The organism is Paraburkholderia sp. MM5482-R2 (assembly GCF_050436125.1).
Classification (GTDB): domain Bacteria; phylum Pseudomonadota; class Gammaproteobacteria; order Burkholderiales; family Burkholderiaceae; genus Paraburkholderia; species Paraburkholderia tuberum.
In genome coordinates, this window is the sequence record NZ_JBNDLP010000002.1 from 3,900,902 (window position 1) to 3,921,077 (window position 20,176).

Consider the following 20,176-nt stretch of genomic DNA (forward strand, 5'->3'; position numbering starts at 1 on the left):
TGTCATCACTGACGCCCTTTTCGGAGCACAACACATGAGTCAAGTCACGCTGGGTGGCAACCCGATCGAAGTAAGCGGCACGTTCCCGTCGGTCGGCCAGCAGGCCGCCGCATTCTCGCTGATCGGCCGAGACCTGAAGCCGCTGACGCTCGCCGACTTCGCCGGCAAGCGCAAGGTGCTCAACATCGTCCCGAGTCTCGACACGCCGACCTGCGCGACGTCGACGCGCAAGTTCAACGAAGCCGCCGCGAAGCTCAGCAACACGGCCGTCATCGTCGTGTCGGGCGACCTGCCGTTCGCGGCGTCGCGCTTCTGCACGACCGAGGGCATCGAGAACGTGGTGACCGCGTCGACGTTCCGCGGCCATGAGTTCGCGCAAGCGTACGGCGTCGACGTGACGAGCGGTCCGCTGACCGGCCTGACCGCGCGCGCGGTCGTCGTGCTCGACGAAAACGACAAGGTCGTGCACGCCGAGCTGGTCGGCGAGATCAAGAACGAGCCGAACTACGACGCAGCGCTCGCAGCGCTGAAGTAAGCCCTCTCGCGCGCGAACCACGGCGCCGCGCCTCGCGCGCGGCGCTGTCGGCGCGGCGCGTCTCTTCCCACCGCTTTCATACAGGAACGCTCGCCTTGGCTACGCTCATCTGCGGCTCGCTCGCGTACGACAACATCATGACCTTCGAAGGCCGCTTTCGGGAGCACATCCTGCCGGAGCAGGTCCACATCCTGAACGTAAGCTTTCTCGTGCCGACCATGCGTCGCGAGTTCGGCGGCTGCGCGGGCAACATCGCCTATGCGCTGAATCTGCTCGGCGGCGACGCACGCATCATGGGCGCGATCGGCGCCGTCGACGCACAGCTCTATCTGGACCGGCTCGCGCAGCTCGGCCTGTCGACGGAAAACGTGCTCGTCGTGCCCGACACCTACTCGGCGCAGGCGATGATCACGACCGACCTCGAGAACAACCAGATCACCGCTTTCCATCCGGGCGCGATGATGCAGTCGCATCAGAACCGCGCCGACGAAGTGGCGGGCCTGACGCTCGGCATCGTCGCGCCGGACGGCTATGACGGCATGGTCCAGCACTCCGAACAGCTTGCCGCCGCAGGCGTGCCGTTCATCTTCGATCCGGGCCAGGGCTTGCCGCTGTTCGACGGCGAGACGCTGCGGCGCATCATTGAACTTGCTACTTATGTAGCGGTCAACGATTACGAAGCCGCGCTGGTGAGCAACAAGACCGGCTGGTCGATCGAACAGATCGCCGGCAAGGTCGACGCGCTGATCATCACGCTCGGCGAGAAGGGTGCGCAGATCCATCACGGCGGCGGTATCGAAGAGATTCCGGCGGTCACGGCCAGGCAGGTGCTCGATCCCACCGGCTGCGGCGACGCGTTTCGCGGCGGCTTGCTCTACGGTATCGAGAAGGGTCTCGGGTGGGCCACGACCGGCCGTCTCGCCAGCCTGATGGGCGCACTGAAGATCGAGCATCAAGGCCCGCAAAACTACGCGCCCAGTCGGGCGGAAATCAACGAGCGGTTCAAGCAGGCCTTCGGATACGACCTGCACTGATATCGCGTGCTATGGGAGTTTGGGAATGAGAACATCGAGTCGCCTGATCGTCGTCACCTTGTTCGCCGGTTCGCTGGCCATGTCGGGGTGTGCGGTCAACAGCAGCTCTCCCGACGTTTTCACCGCCTCGCAGGCGCAGCGTGAACAGACGGTTCGCATGGCCACGGTGGAGAGCGTGCGCGCGGTGCGGATCAGCACGAACGACGGTCAGCCGATCGGCATCGGCGCACTCGGTGGCGGGGCGCTCGGCGCGCTAGCCGGCAGCACGATCGGCGGCGGACGTGGCTCGGTCGCGACGGGTATCGTCGGCGGTATCGGCGGTGCGGTCGCCGGCAATGCAATCGAAAACCGCGTCGCCATGCGCGACGGTATCGAAATCACCGTGCGCCTCGACAACGGCGACATGCGCGCCGTCACCCAAACTGCTACCGGCGAAATCTTCCGCGCAGGCGATCGCGTGAGGCTGCTGTCGAGCGGCGGCGTCACGCGCGTCACACACTAAGCGCACCTCCCGCGCGGCGGCGCGTAGTTCAGCGCCGCGACGACGACTTCACACGCATGGGTCCTCACGGGTCCATGCGTGTTTTTTCTTTTCGGGACGACGGGCAAAAAAACCCGCCACCGACACACCGGTAACGGGTCATTGACCGGGTGGCGCCCGCAAGAAATCGAGCACGACCCGGTCATCCGACACATCGTACGATGTGTCGACTTACTGCTACTGCTTACGGACGGCTGCCCGTCGGGAACGGCCATGCCGCTGCCGGGTTCAGCGCGGTCTTCACCGTCGCCGCCGGTGCGCTCGAGACAGCAGGCGCAGCGGGAGCAGGCGCGGCCTTCTTGGCGACAGCCTTCTTCGCAGGGGCAGCCTTCTTCGCAGGCGCAGCGGCCTTCTTCGCGGCAGCCTTCTTGGCAGGTGCAGCTTTCTTGGCTGCAGCCTTTTTGGCAGGCGCCGCCTTCTTGGCAGCGGCCTTCTTCGCCGGTGCTGCCTTCTTCGCTGCGGCCTTCTTCGCCGGTGCTGCCTTCTTCGCTGCGACCTTCTTCGCTGCAACCTTCTTCACCGCGGCTTTCTTCGCCGGTGCTGCCTTCTTCGCCGCGACCTTCTTGGCTGCAACCTTCTTCGCCGCGACCTTCTTCACTGCGGCTTTCTTCGCCGGTGCTGCCTTCTTCGCCGCGACCTTCTTCGCTGCAACCTTCTTCGCTGCAACCTTCTTCGCAGCGACCTTCTTCACTGCGACCTTCTTCGCGGCGACCTTCTTCGCGGCGACCTTCTTGGCCGGAGCAGCCTTCTTAGCCGGAGCAGCCTTCTTTGCTGCGGTCTTCTTTGCTGCGGGCTTCTTGGCCGCGGCCTTCTTTGCAGTTGCCATCATTTTCTCCTTCAGGTTTTCAGATGAGGTCAGTTCAAACTACACCCTTCGTCAAAACCCGCTTCCCGCGGACGCTTCTCAGGGCGCGCGCTACGAAGCGGGCTATTCATCGGCGTACGCAGGTGCGGCGCGCTTACGCTAATGAATGCGGTAAGGCGCGCCGTGCCCGAAGGCACCGCGCGCCAAATCTGGTCGGCGTCGCAAGGCGACGCCGGCAATTGCTTGATCGGGCCGCCGGCAACGACGCCAGCGGCTTTTTCCGGGGGGAAGTTTGCCCATCCCACTGAAGGGTCCGCAAAGTGCCTGTCATGTTTGTGGGCCGTCAAGGCACCGGGCACGCTTTGCATCAGGCCGTTCTGCTCCTAACCCGGGGCGCCGCGGCCACAGGCGGCGGCATCCCCATCAATGAATACATCCGCGATACGAATCCCGGCTTACTCCCAGGAAAGCGCACCGCCAGTCTGATATTCGATCACTCGCGTCTCGAAGAAATTGCGTTCCTTCTTCAGGTCGATCATCTCGCTCATCCACGGGAACGGGTTTTCCTCGTTCGGGTACAGCGGATCGAGACCGATCTGCTGGCAACGGCGGTTGCAGATGAAGCGCAGATAGCTCTTGAACATCGACGCGTTGAGGCCGAGCACGCCGCGCGGCATCGTATCTTCGGCGTAGCGGTATTCGAGCTCGACCGCCTGCTGGAAGATCGCGCGAATTTCGGCGCGGAATTCGGCCGTCCACAGGTGCGGGTTTTCGAGTTTGATCTGGTTGATCAGGTCGATGCCGAAGTTGCAGTGCATCGACTCGTCACGCAGGATGTACTGGTACTGCTCCGCCGCGCCGGTCATCTTGTTCTGGCGGCCGAGCGCCAGGATTTGCGTAAAGCCGACGTAGAAGAACAGGCCTTCCATCACACAGGCGAACACGATCAGCGAGCGCAGCAGCGTCTGGTCTGCTTCGAGCGTACCGGTCTTGAAGGCCGGGTCGGTCAGCACGTGGATGTACGGAATCAGGAATTCGTCTTTCGCGCGGATCGATGGAACCTCGTGATACGCGTTGAAGATTTCGCCCTCGTCCAGACCGAGCGACTCGACGATGTACTGGTAAGCGTGTGTGTGGATCGCCTCTTCGAACGCCTGGCGCAGCAGGAACTGGCGGCATTCGGGCGCCGTGATGTGGCGGTAGGTGCCCAGCACGATGTTGTTGGCGGCGAGGGAATCTGCCGTCACGAAGAAACCGAGGTTGCGCTTGACGACGCGGCGCTCGTCTTCGGTCAGCCCGTTCGGGTCTTTCCACAGGGCGATGTCGCGCGACATGTTCACTTCCTGCGGCATCCAGTGGTTGGCGCAACCCGCCAGATACTTTTCCCAAGCCCACTTGTACTTGAACGGCACCAACTGATTGACGTCAGTCTGGCCGTTGATGATGCGCTTGTCGGCGACATTGACGCGCGCTTCGGAAGCGGCCGCCGCGTCGGCAACCGCGTTGCCAATATGAGCGACGGGAGCGACAGCGACGTCGTTCGCGAAGACTTCTTGAGCGGAGGGAGCATGCGGAGCGGAACGCGTTCCGATTTGCGAATCAACAGCCGACCCCGCAGCGTTGCGCAACACGTTCGGTTGCGTCGCGCTCGAGGGAGTTACGGCAGTGATCTCGTCATCCCAGTTGAGCATAAATGTCACCATCAATTTAGAACGGTTTGTACCATCTTTTCACGAGCGATAAAAGAGTTCACTCGCGAAAATTCCTGTTTTCGATTCGCGTTGCTACGTTCATACAACACTTTGTTCAACATGCTGCGTGTGACCCATCCAGTGACGCATCGAGTGACGCGTGATGAACGCGTGTTGAACATGTGTTGCCGAGATCCTTCGCGAACTCGAAGAGCAACGTTTCGACACGACGTTTCGTTGCTCTATCTATATGTATTGCGCAGTGCGTTCACGGCATCCGCCGACTGATCGATGGACTGATCGATGGATTGATCGATGCCGCACGAGCCGCGCATCGCGAGAGTCGGCGGTGAGCCGTGTCGAGCGTGTTGCGTCAGCGTTGGCGGTCGAGGTGCGATGCCATGTCGTGCGATCGTCTGGTGTTGCCAACGGCTGGGTTGCTTCACTGCATCGACGAGTGGTGAGACTTCGATACTGCTCACCGCTCGTCGACCTGCTTCTACTTCATCGACGGGGCGCGTCGCTCACCGCCTGCGGATCACCACCTACGACCCTCGCGTGCAGTTAGCAAGCATCGCTCCCGCTGCTTGCCAATCTTTACTGGCAAGCCTCGCACTCGTCGAAGCCAGGATCGCCCGGACGCATCATGCAGACCGGACCATCCGCTTCGGGTGCCGCGTCGAGCGCGACCGCGGCAGTCGCCGCGACCGCCGCAGCAGCCTGGAAGCCGCCGCCCACACCACCCGCCGCGCCGCCGCCCACGCCGAAGCCGCCTGCCGCGCCGCCCGCGCCACCCGAGCCGTCATGACCCGAGCTCACCGCGTTCAGCGCGCCGTGCGCGACCGTCGACTTCTCGACGTGCGTCGCCGCCATCGTGCGCAGGTAGTAGGTGGTCTTCAGACCGCGCAGCCATGCGAGCTTGTAGATCTCGTCGAGCTTCTTGCCCGATGCGCCCGCCATGTAGATGTTCAGCGACTGCGCCTGGTCGATCCACTTCTGACGACGCGAAGCCGACTCGACGAGCCACACCGGATCGACTTCGAACGCGGTCGCGTAGATCGCACGCAGGTCGGCCGGGATGCGGTCGATGCGCGACAGCGTGCCGTCGAAGTACTTCAGGTCGGCGACCATCACTTCGTCCCACAGGCCGCGCGCCTTCAGGTCGCGCACCAGGTAGTCGTTGACCACCGTGAACTCGCCCGACAGGTTCGACTTCACGTACAGGTTCTGATAGGTCGGCTCGATGCACGCCGACACGCCGATGATGTTCGAGATCGTCGCGGTCGGCGCGATCGCCACGCAGTTCGAGTTGCGCATGCCGTAGGTCGAGATACGCGAGCGCAGCGCGGGCCAGTCCATCGACTCGCTCGAATCGACCTCGACATAACCGCCGCGCGCTTCGGCGAGCAGCGCCACCGAATCCTGCGGGAGGATGCCGCGATCCCACAGCGAACCGCGGTAGCTCGAGTAGCGGCCGCGCTCTTCGGCGAGCTCGGTCGACGCGTAGTACGCGTAGTAGCAAACCGCTTCCATCGAGCGATCGGCGAACTCGACTGCTTCCTGCGACGCGTACGGCGTGCGCAGCACGTGCAGGCAGTCCTGGAAGCCCATGATGCCGAGGCCGACCGGACGGTGCTTCAGGTTCGAGTTGCGCGCCTTGGCGACCGCGTAGTAGTTGATGTCGATCACGTTGTCGAGCATGCGCATCGCGACGCTGATCGTGCGCTTCAGCTTGTCGTGGTCGAGCGCGAGCGTGCCGTCGGCCTGCTCCTTCAGGTGCGCGACGAGGTTCACCGAGCCGAGGTTACAGACGGCGATTTCGGCGTCGCTCGTGTTCAGCGTGATTTCCGTGCACAGGTTCGACGAGTGGACGACGCCGACGTGCTGCTGCGGCGAGCGCACGTTGCACGGATCCTTGAACGTGATCCACGGATGGCCGGTTTCGAACAGCATGCCCAGCATCTTGCGCCACAGTTGCGCCGCCGGGATCTTCTTGAACAGCTTGATCTCGCCGCGCGCGACCTTGTCTTCGTAAGCCGTGTAAGCCGTTTCGAACTCGGCGCCGAACTTGTCGTGCAGGTCCGGGCAGGTGGACGGCGAGAACAGCGTCCAGTCGCCGCCTTCCATCACGCGCTTCATGAACAGGTCGGGAATCCAGTTCGCAGTGTTCATGTCGTGCGTGCGACGACGGTCGTCGCCGGTGTTCTTGCGCAGCTCGAGGAATTCCTCGATGTCGAGGTGCCACGATTCGAGGTACGCGCACACCGCGCCCTTGCGCTTGCCGCCCTGGTTCACGGCGACCGCCGTGTCGTTGACGACCTTCAGGAACGGCACCACGCCCTGCGACTTGCCGTTGGTGCCCTTGATGTGCGAGCCGAGCGCGCGCACACGCGTCCAGTCGTTGCCGAGGCCGCCGGCGAACTTCGACAGCAGCGCGTTTTCCTTCAGCGCTTCGTAGATGCCGTCGAGGTCGTCGTCGACCGTGGTCAGGTAGCAAGACGACAGCTGCGAGCGGCGGGTGCCGGAGTTGAACAGCGTCGGCGTCGAACTCATGAAGTCGAAGCTCGACAGCACGTTGTAGAACTCGATCGCGCGCGCTTCGCGGTCGATCTCGTTCAGCGACAGACCCATCGCGACACGCATAAAGAATGCCTGGGGCATTTCGATACGCACGTTGTCGTGATGCAGGAAGTAGCGGTCGTACAGCGTCTGCAGACCGAGGTAGCCGAACTGCAGGTCGCGGTTCGCGTCGAGCGCGGCCCCGAGGCGCTTCAGGTCGAACTGCAGCAGCTTGTCGTCGAGCAGCTCGGCTTGCACGCCGCGCTTGATGAACTGCGGGAAGTACTCGGCGTAGCGCTCGCCCATCTCGGCTTGCGTGACTTCCTCTTCGAGAATCTCGCGGCGGATCGTATGCAGCAGGATGCGCGCGGTGACCTGGCTGTAGGCCGGGTCCTTTTCGATCATCGTACGGGCAGCGAGGATCGCCGAGTCGTACACCTGGCTCATCGGCACGCCGTCGTACAGGTTCTTCACCGTTTCCGCGACGATCGGCTCGGCGCTTACGGCGTCGCCGAGGTTCGCGCACGCGGACTCGATGATGCCGCGCAGCGCAGCCATGTCCAGCGCACGCGTGATGCCGTTGTCGGTCACGTTCAGGCCCGGGGTGCTGGCGCCTTCCGCTGCCTGACCTTCATGAGCGTCATGCGCGCGCGCCTGGTTGCGCTTCTCGCGATACAGCACGTAAGCACGCGCGACGTTGTGTTCGCCGCCGCGCATCAGCGCGAGTTCGACCTGATCCTGAATGTCTTCGATATGGAACGTGCCGCCATTCGGACGGCTGCGCACCAGCGCGCGCACCACGTTCTGCGTGAGTTGCTCGACCAGTTCGCGCACCCGTGCCGACGCCGCGCCCTGACCACCATTGACGGCGAGGAACGCCTTCGTCACGGCGATCGCGATTTTCGACGGCTCGAACGACACCACGCTGCCGTTGCGGCGGATCACCTTGTAGTCGGCGTAATTCGCTTGCGCCGCGAGTGCCTGCGCGCCTTGGGTCTGGCCGAAGGCCTGGCCAGTCGGTGAGCCCTCGTAACGGGTCGTCACGTTGTCGGTGGTTTGCATGTGCAAAGCTCCTGGTCTTGGAAATATTGCGGCGAGTGCCGCGGATTAAATCGAACGCCGCGCCGCCGCGTGCGATGAGGTGCAGGAAGGCCGGCTACGCCGGTTGGCGGGATGCAACTGCGAGGAAGCCTGGTTCGATTTGATGACGGTCTTCATCGGGTCGGTCGCGATCACTGGCTGGTCCTTTCCTGAATGCTTCTGGATGCGGCCGGAGATCCCCTACCGGTTGCGCCCCAGGAATTTTTTTCGCTGTCTGGAATGCTTGCGGCGCCAGGCTCGGGGAGCGGGACGCCGCAGACTTATCCACTCTTATTCACTCGGTTATGCACATGGTTATTCACAGCACAACACAAGATATAGTGCGAAACTCAGTTGTTGGCACCAAGTATAGTGGAGTTTCGAGACAGGTCAAAAGGTTTTATTTGCGCTCGCAGTCTTGACTTTTGCTTCACGCGGCGCGCAGAAGCTCCCCGGAGAAGCAGGCTGCGCCTCGTTCTCCGTGGATCACGCAAGATCGTGCGAAGGGGTTACCGCGTTTCGCAAAACTTGAGATAGGGGAAATACCGCCCGTCGAGCAACGTGTCGCGCTGCAGTCGCGGCCACTCGAAATACGGACCGGGATCGGTCTTGCGACCGGGTGCGATGTCGGAGTGGCCGGCAAGCGCGTCGATCGGATAGCGTGCCTTCAGTGCTCTGACGAGCGCGGCGAGCGTGCGGTATTGCGCCGCTTCGAAGGCGGTGGTGTCGCTGCCTTCGAGCTCGATGCCGATCGAGAAATCATTGCAGCGCTCGCGGCCGAAAAAATTCGACGGCCCCGCGTGCCACGCGCGCTCGTTGCACGACACGAACTGCTCGAGTGCGCCATCGCGATGAATCACGAAATGCGCGGACACGCGCACGCCGCGCAGATGCGTGTCGTAGTACGGGTGAGTGTTGCAGTCGAGCGCGTTCTGGAACAGCTCGGCAATCGCGGTGCCGCCGAACTGGTTCGGCGGCAGGCTGATGTTGTGAACGACGATCAGCGTCGGCAGCGCGCCTTGCGGCCGCGCTTCGAAGTTTGGCGAGGCAAGCTTGCGTGCGGCAGGAACCCAACCGTCGGCATCGACGGTGTACGCGCCGCTCATCGGGCGTCGCGGCCGCTCGGACGCGCGCCGTGGCGCTGCGCGTGCGCGGCGCAGCAGAACGCATGCCCCGCGACGCTGACCGAGTCGCTCTTCGGTGCGTGCACGCCGCACTCGACGCAGCGGATCATCGGCTCGGCAAGCTGCGGCTGTTGCCCATTCGAAGAACGCGCGCCGCCATTCGCGGTGCCGGCAGCGTTGGCACCGCCGGCACCGGTGCGTTGCGCGGACTGTGCGTCGTGGCGGCGCAGCGCCTTCACGAGCCATTGACCGACGATGAACAGCAGAATCAGCAAAAAGATTTGTCGCATGGGGACACTCACACCACGGGCCGGTGCAACAGCACCTCGAAAACAAAACGGCTGCCGACGTACGCGAGCAACAGCGCGACGAACGAGGCCAGCACCCAGCGCAATGCCGCACGGCCGCGCCAGCCGGACACCTTGCGCGCGGTCAGCAGCGCGCCGAACATCACCCACGAAAGAATCGCGAACACGGTCTTGTGATCGAGCCGCAACGCGCGGTCGATCAGCTGCTCGCTGAACAGGATGCCCGACAGCAGCGTCAGCGTGAGCAGCACGAAGCCGGCGCCGATCAGACGGAACAGCAGCTTCTCGAGCGTGAGCAGCGGCGGCAGCGCGTCGAGCCAACTCGACCACCAGCCATTGTCCGCCGCCGCGTGCCTTTGCGCGAGACCACCGCGCATCGAATGCAGACGCCGCTCGACCGCCAGCATCAGCACCGCGTGCAGCGCCGCGATCCGCGAACAGACCGTATGCGATATTCGCAATCAGGAAGTGCAGCTTGAACATCGGCGCGGCCGCATACGGCAGCACGCGCACGCCGCCGAACGCGAGCGGCAGCAGCGACGCGACGCACGCGAGTGGCAACACCAGCAGGCGCAGTCCGTCGAGCGGGAAAAAGAAACTCTCGATCCAGTAGATGCCGGCGCCGAGCCAGAACATCGCCGACAGCGCGAACGCGAAGCCGAACACCATCGCGTTCTGCGGGAAGATCGTGGTATGCAGCAGCACGCCGTGAGCGAGCAGCGCGACGAACAGCAGCGCGCGCCCGGGCGCGCTCATGCCGGAGGCCACCAGAGCGCCCGCGTTGGCGGCATGACCGGGCAGCGGCGGCACGCTCTCGAGCAGCGGCCGCACGGCCGCGTGCCGGTGCGAGCGCCAGCCGGCCACGGCAAGACCGCCATAGAGAAGCGCGGTGAGGGCATACAGTACAATATCCATATTCGAAGTTTACACTAGGGCCCTACTCCGCGACGTATTGCGCTTCGCGCGCTGCGCGGGCCCCACCGTTCATCGCTCCCCATGCTCGACAATCTGACTCAACGGATGGCGCGCGTCGTCAAGACGCTGCGCGGCGAAGCCCGGCTCACCGAGGCGAACACCCAGGAAATGCTGCGCGAGGTGCGTCTCGCACTGCTCGAGGCCGACGTGGCGCTGCCCGTCGTGCGCGAGTTCATCGCGAAGGTCAAGGAGAAGGCGCTCGGCGAGGAAGTGATCTCCAGCCTGTCGCCGGGTCAGGCGCTCGTCGGCGTCGTGCAGCGCGAACTGACCGCGGTGATCGGCGGCGATTACGAAGGCAAGGCCTCCGAACTCAATCTCGCCGTCGCGCCGCCCGCGATCATCCTGATGGCGGGTCTGCAGGGCGCCGGCAAAACGACTACGGTCGGCAAGCTCGCCAAGCTGCTGCGCGAGAAGTACAAGAAGAAGGTGCTGACCGTTTCGTGCGACGTCTATCGTCCCGCCGCCATCGCGCAGCTGAAAACGGTGACCGAGCAGGTCGGCGCGGACTTCTTCCCGTCGGAGCTGAACCAGAAGCCGGTCGACATTGCCCGCGCCGCGCTCGACTGGGCCAAGCGCCACTATCACGACGTGCTGCTCGTCGACACGGCCGGCCGTCTCGGTATCGACGAGGTGATGATGAACGAAATCACCGCGCTGCACGCCGAGCTGAAGCCGGCGGAAACGCTGTTCGTCGTCGACGCGATGCTCGGCCAGGACGCGGTCAACACCGCGAAGGCGTTCAGCGACGCGCTGCCGCTCACCGGCGTCGTGCTCACCAAGCTCGACGGTGATTCGCGCGGTGGCGCGGCGCTCTCGGTGCGTCACGTGACGGGCAAGCCGGTCAAGTTCGTGGGTGTCGCCGAAAAACTCGACGGCCTCGAAGTGTTCCACCCGGACCGCATGGCGAGCCGGATTCTCGGCATGGGCGACATTCTCGCGCTGGTGGAGGAAGCGCAGCGCGGCGTCGACGTGCAGGCCGCGCAGAAGCTCGCCGACAAGGTCAAGAAAGGCGGCGACTTCGACCTCAACGATTTCCGCGCTCAGCTCACGCAAATGAAGGGCATGGGCGGCCTGTCGTCGCTGATGGACAAGCTGCCCGCGCAGTTTCAGCAAGCCGCGGCCGGCGCCGACATGAGTCAGGCCGAGAAGCAGATGCGCCGCATGGAAGGCATCATCAACTCGATGACGCCGGCCGAGCGCGCCAAGCCCGAACTGATCAAGGCGACCCGCAAGCGCCGCATCGCCGCAGGTGCGGGCGTGCAGGTGCAGGAAGTCAACCGCATGCTGAACCAGTACGAACAGATGCGCACGATGATGAAGAAGCTCAAGGGCGGCAACCTGCAGAAGATGATGCGCGGCATGAAGGGCATGATGCCCGGCATGCGCTAAGCTTGATGGGACCGGCGCGCGCTCGCGCCGAGTGCGGATGACTTCGGCATCGTGCGGGTTTATTCTGTAGCGCATTGCGCCGTCCCTCGCGGGAACGTCCCTCGGGACGTTGCCACTCACACTATGTATACAGTTACCGTCCGTCAGACGTCATGAACCGCGAAGAAGCCTTCCATATTTTTCAACACTCCGAAGAGATAGTTTCGGCCTCGGACGTCACTGCGTCGATCGCCCGCATGGCGGCTGCCATCCGCGACGAGATGAGCGAGGACTTCCCGCTCGTGCTGTCGGTGATGGGCGGCGCCGCAGTATTCACCGGCATGCTGCTGCCGCACCTCGATTTCCCGCTCGAGTTCGACTACATCCACCTGACGCGCTACCGCAATACGACGAAGGGCAGCAACGAGATGCAATGGCGCGTCGCGCCGGCCGAGTCGGTCAAGGATCGCGTGGTGCTCGTGCTCGACGACATCCTCGACGAAGGCGAGACGATGGCCGCAATCCGCGATCGCATCCTCGCGATGGGCGCAAAGCGCTTCCTGTCCGCGGTGCTGTGCGAGAAGATCATTCCGAAGGCGAAACCGCTGCGCCCCGATTACTGCGGCTTCGAAGTGCCGGACCGGTACGTGTTCGGCTGCGGGATGGATGCGAAGGGCTACTGGCGCAACCTGCCGACCATTCGGGCGTTGACCGAGGGAGCGTGAGCGGGGCATCCGCCCCGCCCACCGGCGAAAAAAAAGCAGCCTGCCTGGCTGCTTTTTTATGGCTGCGACAGTGGCAATGCGCGCACCGGCTCGCGTTTCACAGCTTGTGCACGAAAGAGCGGATTCCACCGAGCATCATCTCGACTGAAATCGCGACGAGCACGAGCCCCATCAGCCGCTCGAACGCCGCCATCACACGTTCACCGAGCCACGCCTGAATGCGCTCGGCGAGCATCAGCACGATCGCACAGATGATCATCGTGACGGTCAGCGCGCCGACCCACTCGACCGTTTTGCCCGGCGCCTGCGAGGTCAGCAGCATGACCGTCGCCAACGCTGACGGACCCGCTAGCGCAGGAATCGCGAGCGGCACGATCAGCGGCTCGCCGCCGCGCGCGTCGCCGCCGAACGGACCGTCCGGATGCGGAAACACCATACGCAGCGCAATCAGAAACAGCACGATGCCGCCGCCGATCCGCAACGACTGGTCGCTGAGGCTCATCATGCGCAGAAAGCTCTGCCCGAGCATCATGAACACCAGCAGGATCGCAAACGCGATCGCGACCTCGCGCAGGATCACGACCGTGCGACGCTCCGGCGCCACACCGCGCAGACAGCTGACGAAGATCGGGATGTTGCCGAGCGGATCGGTGATCAGGATCAGCAGCACCGTCGCGGACAGGAAGGTGTACTCCACCGCCCGCTCCGCTTAGTTCGCCAGCGCCGCGCGCACTTTGCCGATCACGGTCTGCGCGGCATCCGCGACCGGCAGCAGCGTCGCTTCGGCCTCGCGACGGCCCTGATACTCGATCTTGCCGTCCTTCAGACCACGGTCGCCGATCACCAGTCGATGCGGCACGCCGATCAGTTCCCAGTCGGCGAACATTACGCCCGGCCGCTCGCCGCGATCGTCGAGGATCACGTCGATACCGGCCGCGACGAGTTCCGCGTACAGCTTGTCGGCCTGCTCACGCACCGCGTCGCTGCGGTCATAGCCCATCGGGCACAGCACGACTTCGAACGGCGCAATCGACTCCGGCCAGATGATGCCCTTGTCGTCGAAATTCTGTTCGATCGCGGCGCCGAGAATCCGCGTGACGCCGATGCCGTAGCAGCCCATTTCCATCGGCCGAGGCTTTCCGGTTTCGTCGAGACAGGCCGCGTTCATCGCTTCGGAATACTTGGTGCCGAGCTGGAACACGTGGCCCACTTCGATGCCGCGGCAGATGTCGAGCACGCCCCTGCCGTCCGGCGACGGATCGCCCTTCTTCACATTGCGGATGTCGGCGACGACCGGCTCGGGCAGGTCGCGGCCCCAGTTCACGCCGGTGGTGTGATAGTCGACGTCGTTCGAGCCGACCACGAAGTCGCTCATGTTCGCGACCGTGCGGTCCGCGATCACCTTGACCGGCTTCTTCGTGTTGATCGGACCGAGATAGCCCGGCGGTGTGCCGAACGTCTCGACGATCTCGGCTTCGGTCGCCATGCGGAAATTACCGAGGCCCGGGAGCTTGGCCGCCTTGATCTCGTTCAGATCATGATCGCCGCGCAGCATCAGCAGCCAGATCGTCGGCTCGGCGCCTTCGTTCTCGGTGGCGAGCACGACCGACTTGATCGTGCGTTCGAGCGGAATGTTCAGCAGTTCGGCAACCGCCTCGCACTTCGCCTTGCCGGGCGTCGCGGTCTTCTTCATCTCTTCTGCCGGCGCCGCGCGCTCTGCGATCAGCGGTAGCGCTTCGGCCGCCTCGACGTTCGCGGCGAAATCGGAGGTCGGGCAATACGCGATGTCGTCTTCGCCGGTGTCGGCGATCACATGGAACTCATGCGAGCCGCTGCCGCCGATCGAGCCGTTGTCGGCCGCCACCGCGCGGAAGTCCAGACCGAGGCGCGTGAAGATGCGCACGTACGCGTCGTACATCTTGCGATACGACTCGCGCAGACCCTGCGCGTCCTTGTCGAACGAGTACGCGTCTTTCATGATGAACTCGCGGCCGCGCATCACGCCGAAACGCGGACGGATCTCGTCGCGGAACTTCGTCTGGATCTGATAGAAGTTGACCGGCAGTTGGCGATAGCTCTTGATCTGGTTGCGCGCGATGTCGGTGACCACTTCCTCGTGCGTCGGGCCCATCACGAAATCGGCCTGCTTGCGGTCTTTGAAGCGCAGCAGCTCGGGACCGTACTTCTCCCAGCGCCCCGATTCCTGCCACAGTTCGGCCGGCTGCACGGCCGGCATCAACAGCTCGATGGCGCCCGCCCGGTTCATTTCCTCACGCACGATCGCTTCCACCTTGCGGATCGAACGCAGGCCGACCGGCAGGTAGTTATAGATACCGCCCGCGACGCGACGGATCATGCCCGCGCGCACCATGAGCTTGTGGCTGATGATTTCGGCGTCGGCGGGCGCTTCTTTGAGAGTGCCGATAAAGAAACGGGAAGCTTTCATTCAAGGTGTCCAAAAGCGGCGGCTTCCGGTAGGACCGCCAGAAAAGGGGAAAATGAGGGAAATCGACACAGATCCGCGGCGAAGCCGGAAGGGTTCGCCCGACTGGCGGCGCCCTGCCCCCGTGCGGCGCCGAAACCGCCGCGCAAAGCTTCTCTCACAAGGGATAGGCACGGAAAACCGACAGGCTACCGCAAACCCGGGCCTGTTGCGGCGAATCGCTCCATTCTGATGCGATTCGGTGCGTAGGGTCCGTTATCTGTTTATAATCAAAGCAATTTTAAAGGATTCGAAGGTGGTTGTATGCTGGATCGTGAAGGCTTTCGCCCGAACGTCGGCATCATCCTCTTGAACGCGCACAACGAGGTGTTTTGGGGCAAACGACTCCGTGAACATTCCTGGCAGTTTCCGCAAGGGGGCATCAAATATGGTGAGACCCCCGTGCAAGCGATGTATCGGGAGTTACACGAAGAGACCGGGCTGCTTCCTGAGCACGTCAAGGTGATCGGTCGCACGCGCGACTGGTTGCGTTATGAGGTGCCTGACAAGTTCATCAAGCGCGAAGTACGCGGTCATTACCGCGGCCAGAAACAAATCTGGTTTTTGCTCCGGATGGTAGGACGCGACTGCGACATCTGTTTGCGCGCCACCGACCACCCTGAGTTCGATGCGTGGCGTTGGAACGAGTATTGGGTGCCGCTCGACTGTGTGATCGAGTTCAAGCGGGATGTGTATCAGTTGGCGCTAACGGAGCTGTCCCGTTTCATGCGCCGGCCTGCGCCGCGTGCGGAAAAACCTGGCGGGCATCATGGGTCGCGTTATCCCCGGATAGCGTCGTCGATGCAAAGCCCGCCGGATTCCACGGTAAGCACGGTGGTCACCACCGTCACGACCGTAACTTCGGTCAGCGTCGAAACTTCGACGCACGTGCTGGTCGCGCCGGATTGCGGTCCCGGCTCACCGGATGCCAACATGAGATCGGAGGATGAGCGCGAAACGGCCGAAGCCGACGAGGCCGTCGCCCCGTTAGTACGACGAGGCGTGCGCGATTAACCATTCCAGGCGGCGGCTCGCGCCGCCTCTCTCTGGCGCGGCTTTCGAGCCGCGTCTGTCTCTCGAGGGAATCAGATTGAAAGCACTTGCATTCGCCGTGGCGTGCGTCGCCACCGGCGCCCTGCTGGCAGGCTGTTCGAGCGCCGGCAAACCGACCAACAAAGACGACAGCGAGTTCACCTATCTGCTGGATCGCAAGAGCAACTGGGTTGAAAACAAGGTCGACACGTTGCCGCCGCTGCCCTCCGACGCGAACCTGCTGCCGTTCGAAGTCTCCGGCAATACGCCGCTGCAATTTGCGATCGACCCGAAGTCCGTCAGCGTCGGCGACGACGGCGTGGTGCGTTACACGGTGGTCGTCACGAGCCCGGGCGGTGCGCGCAACGTCAATTACGAGGGCATCCGCTGCGACACGTATGAATGGCGTCAGTATGCGGGCCTGAACGCCGATCACGACGGCTGGGACACGACGGTCGCAAACCCGTTTTCGCGGATAGAAAACGGCGCGCTGAATGCGTACCAGGCCGCGTTGTATCAGGACTATATGTGCGCAAACAAGATTCCGACCGGCAGCGCGCAGCACATCGTCGAGAACATTCGTTACAAGCGCACGCAGACGTCGCAGATTCATTGAGGCCGGTTGCGCGGCGCGCGCCCGACTCAGGCGCCGTTGCTTATCCGTGACGATTAAAAAGCCGTTCCAGCCTGCGCTGGAACGGCTTAATTGTTGGCTCTTCATACGCGCGATATGCGCGCCGCCTCGCAGATCAAAGCACCACGAGATTGTCGCGATGAATCAGTTCGGGCTCGAGCATATAGCCGAGCACTGACTCAATTTCTCCGCTCGGACGCCGCTGGATCAGTTTGGTTTCCGCGCTGCTGTAGTTCGTCAAACCACGTGCGACCTCGCGGCCTGACGCGCTCAGACACGCGATCACCTCGCCGCGCGCGAATGCACCCTGCACACCGACGATGCCGATCGGCAGCAAGCTCTTGCCGCCGGCGGTCAGTTTTTCGACCGCGCCGTCATCGATCACGACGTGGCCGCGCACCTGCAGGTGATCGGCCATCCATTGCTTGCGCGCCGCCATGCGCGCGGTGCGCGCGATCAGTTGGGTGCCGATCGGCTCGCCGGCCGCCAGTCTCACCAGCACGTCCGACTCGCGCCCACTCGCGATCACCGTATTGGCGCCGCTATGGGCCGCACGCTTCGCAGCGAGAATCTTGGTGAGCATGCCGCCGCGGCCGAGGCTCGAGCCCGCACCGCCCGCCATCGCTTCGAGCTCGGGCGCGCCGGCGTCGGCTTGCTGGACGAGTGTCGCGGTCGGGTCCTTGCGCGGATCTGCGGTGAAGAGGCCTTGCTGGTCCGTCAGAATGATCAGCGCGTCGCCCTCGATCAGATTGGCAACCAGCGCGCCGAGCGTGTCGTTGTCGCCGAACTTGATTTCGTCGGTGACGACCGTGTCGTTCTCGTTGATGATCGGTACAACTCCGAGCCCCAGCAGCGTGAGCAGCGTGGAGCGAGCGTTCAGATAGCGCTCGCGGTCAGCAAGGTCAGCGTGAGTAAGCAGGATCTGCGCAGTCTGGATGGAATGTTCGGCGAAGCGGCTTTCGTACACTTGCGCGAGACCCATCTGACCGACCGCCGCGGCCGCCTGCAGCTCATCGATTTCACGCGGCCGCTTCGTCCAGCCGAGCCGCTGCATGCCCTCGGCGATCGCGCCCGAGCTGACCAGCACCACTTCCTTGCCTTGCGCGCGCAGTGCGGCAATTTGCGCGGCCCAGCGGCCGATCGCCGCATGATCGAGGCCGCGCCCGTCGTTCGTGACGAGACTCGAACCGACTTTGACGACCAATCGCCGTGAATCTGCGATGACGGAACGCATTGTGCGCTGTCTCCCAAGATGACGCGTGATGCATACCGGCACCCGCCGCTGGCGCCGGCGCTCGAGTTGTTATTCCTGCGGATCGGTGCCGGCTTCGCGGGTCGCGGCCGGTACTTGCGTCCCGTCGCGGAAACGCACGTCGGAGGCCAGGTCTTCGGCTTCGGCCGCGCGTTGCGCGTCGGAGTGCTCGGCGAGGTAGTCGAACACGGCGTAGCAAAGATTTTCACAGCCCTGGCCAGTCAGCGCCGAAATCTCGAACACCGGACCGTCCCAGCCGAAGCCTTCGAGGAACGCCGCCACGCGCGCTTCGCGATCGTCCTCAGGCACCATGTCCAGCTTGTTCAGCACAAGCCAGCGCGGCTTCTGATAAAGCTCTTCGTCGTACTTGCGCAGTTCGTTGACGATCGCCTTCGCTTCGGCGACCGGATCGATCGATTCATCGAACGGTGCGATGTCGACGATGTGCAGCAGCAGCCCGGTGCGCTGCAGGTGACGCAGGAATTGATGGCCTAGGCCGGCGCCTTCCGCCGCGCCTTCGATCAGCCCCGGAATGTCGGCAATCACGAAGCTGCGGCTCGGCCCGACGCGCACGACGCCGAGGTTCGGCGCGAGCGTGGTGAACGGGTAATCGGCGATTTTCGGCTTCGCGTTCGACACCGACGAGATAAACGTCGACTTGCCCGCATTCGGCATGCCGAGCAGACCGACGTCGGCCAGCACTTTCAGTTCGAGGCGGACCATGCGGCGCTCGCCCGGCTTGCCGTCGGTCTTCTGACGCGGCGCGCGGTTCGTGCTGGACTTGAAATGGAGGTTGCCGAGGCCGCCGGCTCCCCCTTGCGCGATTTGCACGCTCTGGTTGTGCTCGGTCAGATCGGCGATCAGCTCGCCGGTTTCCATGTCCGTGATGGTGGTGCCGACCGGCATGCGCAGCGTGATGTCATCACCACCCTTGCCGTAGCAATCCGAGCCGCGGCCGTTTTCGCCGTTGCGCGCCAAATGTTTTTTCGCGTAGCGGTAATCAATCAGCGTGTTGATGTTGCGGTCAGCCACCGCGATCACGCTGCCGCCCCGGCCGCCGTCACCGCCATCGGGGCCGCCGAACGGGACGAACTTCTCGCGGCGCATCGACGCGCTGCCATCCCCTCCGTCGCCGGCGATGACTTCAATCCTCGCTTCGTCAATGAACTTCATGTGTTACTCCGTCCCGTGGTGTACTGCCCGATTCGATGCAGGGGTTGATACTGATTGGATGCTGCTATTTTGCCGCGCGCGCCGCGCGTTGATCAATCGACCGACCGGCATAGTCCGCCTATGAGGAGCGGTCGGCTGCGCGGCTTGGGCGCCAAGCTAAAGGGGCGCCGCAATAAAAAAAGCCCCGCGAACTTCGCGGGGCCTTTTTCCGGTCCTGAAGCCCGTGCCTGATTAAACTCAGGCTGCCGGGACGACGGAAACGGTGTGCTTCTTCGCCGCGCCCTTCGTCGAGAACTGGACGTGGCCGTCCTTCAGCGCGAACAGGGTGTGATCCTTGCCCATGCCGACGTTGTCGCCAGCGTGCATGCGCGTACCGCGCTGACGCACGATGATGCCACCAGCATTGATAGCCTGGCCGCCGTAAACCTTCACGCCGAGGCGCTTCGATTCGGAGTCGCGGCCGTTTCGGGACGATCCGCCTGCCTTTTTGTGTGCCATTTGATTTGCTCCTTAACCGGTGCGCTTACGCGTTGATCGCGTCGATGCGCAGTTCGGTATAGTTCTGGCGGTGGCCGCCATGCTTCTGGTAGTGCTTCCGGCGACGCATCTTGAAGATCGTCACTTTGGCGTGACGACCTTGCGACACGACGGTAGCCTTGACGGAAGCCCCACTGACCAGCGGCGTACCGAACTTAATCGATTCGCCTTCGCCCACTGCGAGAACCTGGTCGAGCGTGATTTCAGCGTCAATGTCTGCCGGTATCTGTTCTACTTTAAGTTTTTCGCCGACGGCAACCTTGTACTGCTTGCCACCGGTTTTTATGACCGCGTACATTGAGAACCTCACTCTGTATTCAT

19 protein-coding genes and 1 pseudogene are annotated in these 20,176 nt (G+C 63.5%); 7 read left to right on the top strand and 13 right to left on the bottom strand.

All coding sequences use genetic code 11. The annotated features are described in order from the left end of the window. Positions 1 to 34 precede the first annotated feature (34 nt). The 3 genes from tpx (at position 35) to OKW37_RS20895 (ending at position 2,071) form a co-directional block, all read left to right on the top strand. Positions 35 to 535 carry a thiol peroxidase gene (tpx, locus tag OKW37_RS20885; RefSeq protein ID WP_090801909.1) on the top strand — a complete coding sequence of 167 codons (501 nt, stop codon included), beginning with the start codon at positions 35 to 37 and terminating at the stop codon, positions 533 to 535. A 95-nt stretch (positions 536 to 630) separates the two neighbouring features. After that, on the top strand, positions 631 to 1,569 hold the full coding sequence (locus tag OKW37_RS20890) for a carbohydrate kinase family protein (protein ID WP_090801910.1): 939 nt from the start codon (positions 631 to 633) through the stop codon (positions 1,567 to 1,569). 25 nt (positions 1,570 to 1,594) lie between these two features. Further along, positions 1,595 to 2,071: a hypothetical protein gene (locus OKW37_RS20895; protein WP_184058527.1), complete on the top strand. Its 477-nt coding sequence runs from the start codon at positions 1,595 to 1,597 to the stop codon at positions 2,069 to 2,071. 223 nt (positions 2,072 to 2,294) lie between these two features. On the opposite strand, the gene OKW37_RS20900 is transcribed toward OKW37_RS20895, so the two are convergent. The 7 genes and pseudogenes from OKW37_RS20900 to OKW37_RS20930 form a co-directional block, all read right to left on the bottom strand. Then, on the bottom strand, positions 2,295 to 2,936 hold the full coding sequence (locus OKW37_RS20900) for a histone H1-like DNA-binding protein (RefSeq protein ID WP_429356170.1): 642 nt from the start codon (positions 2,934 to 2,936) through the stop codon (positions 2,295 to 2,297). 29 nt (positions 2,937 to 2,965) lie between these two features. Then, the gene (locus tag OKW37_RS20905; protein WP_084754174.1) at positions 2,966 to 3,283 is read right to left on the bottom strand and encodes a hypothetical protein; all 318 of its coding nucleotides are present in this window, start codon (positions 3,281 to 3,283) and stop codon (positions 2,966 to 2,968) included. An 87-nt stretch (positions 3,284 to 3,370) separates the two neighbouring features. Further along, on the bottom strand, positions 3,371 to 4,606 hold the full coding sequence (locus OKW37_RS20910) for a ribonucleotide-diphosphate reductase subunit beta (protein WP_184051000.1): 1,236 nt from the start codon (positions 4,604 to 4,606) through the stop codon (positions 3,371 to 3,373). A gap of 597 nt (positions 4,607 to 5,203) precedes the next feature. After that, positions 5,204 to 8,227 carry a ribonucleoside-diphosphate reductase subunit alpha gene (locus OKW37_RS20915; RefSeq protein ID WP_429408277.1) on the bottom strand — a complete coding sequence of 1,008 codons (3,024 nt, stop codon included), beginning with the start codon at positions 8,225 to 8,227 and terminating at the stop codon, positions 5,204 to 5,206. A gap of 527 nt (positions 8,228 to 8,754) precedes the next feature. Next, entirely contained in the window at positions 8,755 to 9,351 is a 597-nt protein-coding gene (ampD, locus tag OKW37_RS20920; protein ID WP_429408275.1) for a 1,6-anhydro-N-acetylmuramyl-L-alanine amidase AmpD, read from the bottom strand. Further along, positions 9,348 to 9,659, bottom strand: a complete 312-nt coding sequence (locus OKW37_RS20925; RefSeq protein WP_429408273.1) for a PP0621 family protein — start codon at positions 9,657 to 9,659, stop codon at positions 9,348 to 9,350. Before OKW37_RS20925 ends, ampD begins: the two co-directional genes overlap by 4 nt. Positions 9,660 to 9,667: 8 nt before the next feature. After that, positions 9,668 to 10,592 (bottom strand): annotated as a pseudogene (locus OKW37_RS20930) (cytochrome C assembly family protein). Between the two features lie 81 nt (positions 10,593 to 10,673). Here OKW37_RS20930 and ffh point away from each other — a divergent pair. Beyond that, positions 10,674 to 12,041: a signal recognition particle protein gene (gene ffh / locus OKW37_RS20935; protein ID WP_090801921.1), complete on the top strand. Its 1,368-nt coding sequence runs from the start codon at positions 10,674 to 10,676 to the stop codon at positions 12,039 to 12,041. A 152-nt stretch (positions 12,042 to 12,193) separates the two neighbouring features. After that, complete coding sequence (locus tag OKW37_RS20940; RefSeq protein ID WP_184058538.1) at positions 12,194 to 12,745, top strand: hypoxanthine-guanine phosphoribosyltransferase; 552 nt, start codon at positions 12,194 to 12,196, stop codon at positions 12,743 to 12,745. A gap of 97 nt (positions 12,746 to 12,842) precedes the next feature. Here OKW37_RS20940 and OKW37_RS20945 read toward each other — a convergent pair whose 3' ends face one another. Continuing rightward, positions 12,843 to 13,442: a MarC family protein gene (locus OKW37_RS20945; RefSeq protein WP_184058540.1), complete on the bottom strand. Its 600-nt coding sequence runs from the start codon at positions 13,440 to 13,442 to the stop codon at positions 12,843 to 12,845. Positions 13,443 to 13,454: 12 nt separating this feature from the next. Further along, the gene (locus tag OKW37_RS20950; protein ID WP_090801925.1) at positions 13,455 to 15,191 is read right to left on the bottom strand and encodes a proline--tRNA ligase; all 1,737 of its coding nucleotides are present in this window, start codon (positions 15,189 to 15,191) and stop codon (positions 13,455 to 13,457) included. A gap of 300 nt (positions 15,192 to 15,491) precedes the next feature. On the opposite strand from OKW37_RS20950, the gene OKW37_RS20955 reads away from it, so the two are divergent. Together OKW37_RS20955 and OKW37_RS20960 are read left to right on the top strand one after the other, a co-directional pair. Then, complete coding sequence (locus OKW37_RS20955) at positions 15,492 to 16,241, top strand: RNA pyrophosphohydrolase (RefSeq protein WP_090801927.1); 750 nt, start codon at positions 15,492 to 15,494, stop codon at positions 16,239 to 16,241. A 76-nt stretch (positions 16,242 to 16,317) separates the two neighbouring features. Beyond that, positions 16,318 to 16,875: a CNP1-like family protein gene (locus tag OKW37_RS20960; RefSeq protein WP_184058542.1), complete on the top strand. Its 558-nt coding sequence runs from the start codon at positions 16,318 to 16,320 to the stop codon at positions 16,873 to 16,875. Between the two features lie 133 nt (positions 16,876 to 17,008). Here the strand turns inward: OKW37_RS20960 and proB are convergent, their stop codons facing one another. The 4 genes from proB to rplU all read right to left on the bottom strand — a co-directional run bounded on the left by proB (position 17,009) and on the right by rplU (position 20,153). After that, entirely contained in the window at positions 17,009 to 18,127 is a 1,119-nt protein-coding gene (gene proB, locus OKW37_RS20965) for a glutamate 5-kinase (RefSeq protein WP_429408271.1), read from the bottom strand. Positions 18,128 to 18,196: 69 nt separating this feature from the next. Next, positions 18,197 to 19,318 (bottom strand): Obg family GTPase CgtA, encoded by a 1,122-nt coding sequence (gene cgtA, locus OKW37_RS20970; RefSeq protein ID WP_184051016.1) that lies wholly within the window; start codon positions 19,316 to 19,318, stop codon positions 18,197 to 18,199. A 237-nt stretch (positions 19,319 to 19,555) separates the two neighbouring features. After that, positions 19,556 to 19,816, bottom strand: coding sequence for a 50S ribosomal protein L27 (rpmA, locus tag OKW37_RS20975; RefSeq protein WP_184058546.1), 261 nt, complete (start codon positions 19,814 to 19,816; stop codon positions 19,556 to 19,558). A gap of 25 nt (positions 19,817 to 19,841) precedes the next feature. Continuing rightward, the gene (gene rplU / locus OKW37_RS20980; protein ID WP_007180329.1) at positions 19,842 to 20,153 is read right to left on the bottom strand and encodes a 50S ribosomal protein L21; all 312 of its coding nucleotides are present in this window, start codon (positions 20,151 to 20,153) and stop codon (positions 19,842 to 19,844) included. Between the last annotated feature and the right edge of the window lie 23 nt (positions 20,154 to 20,176).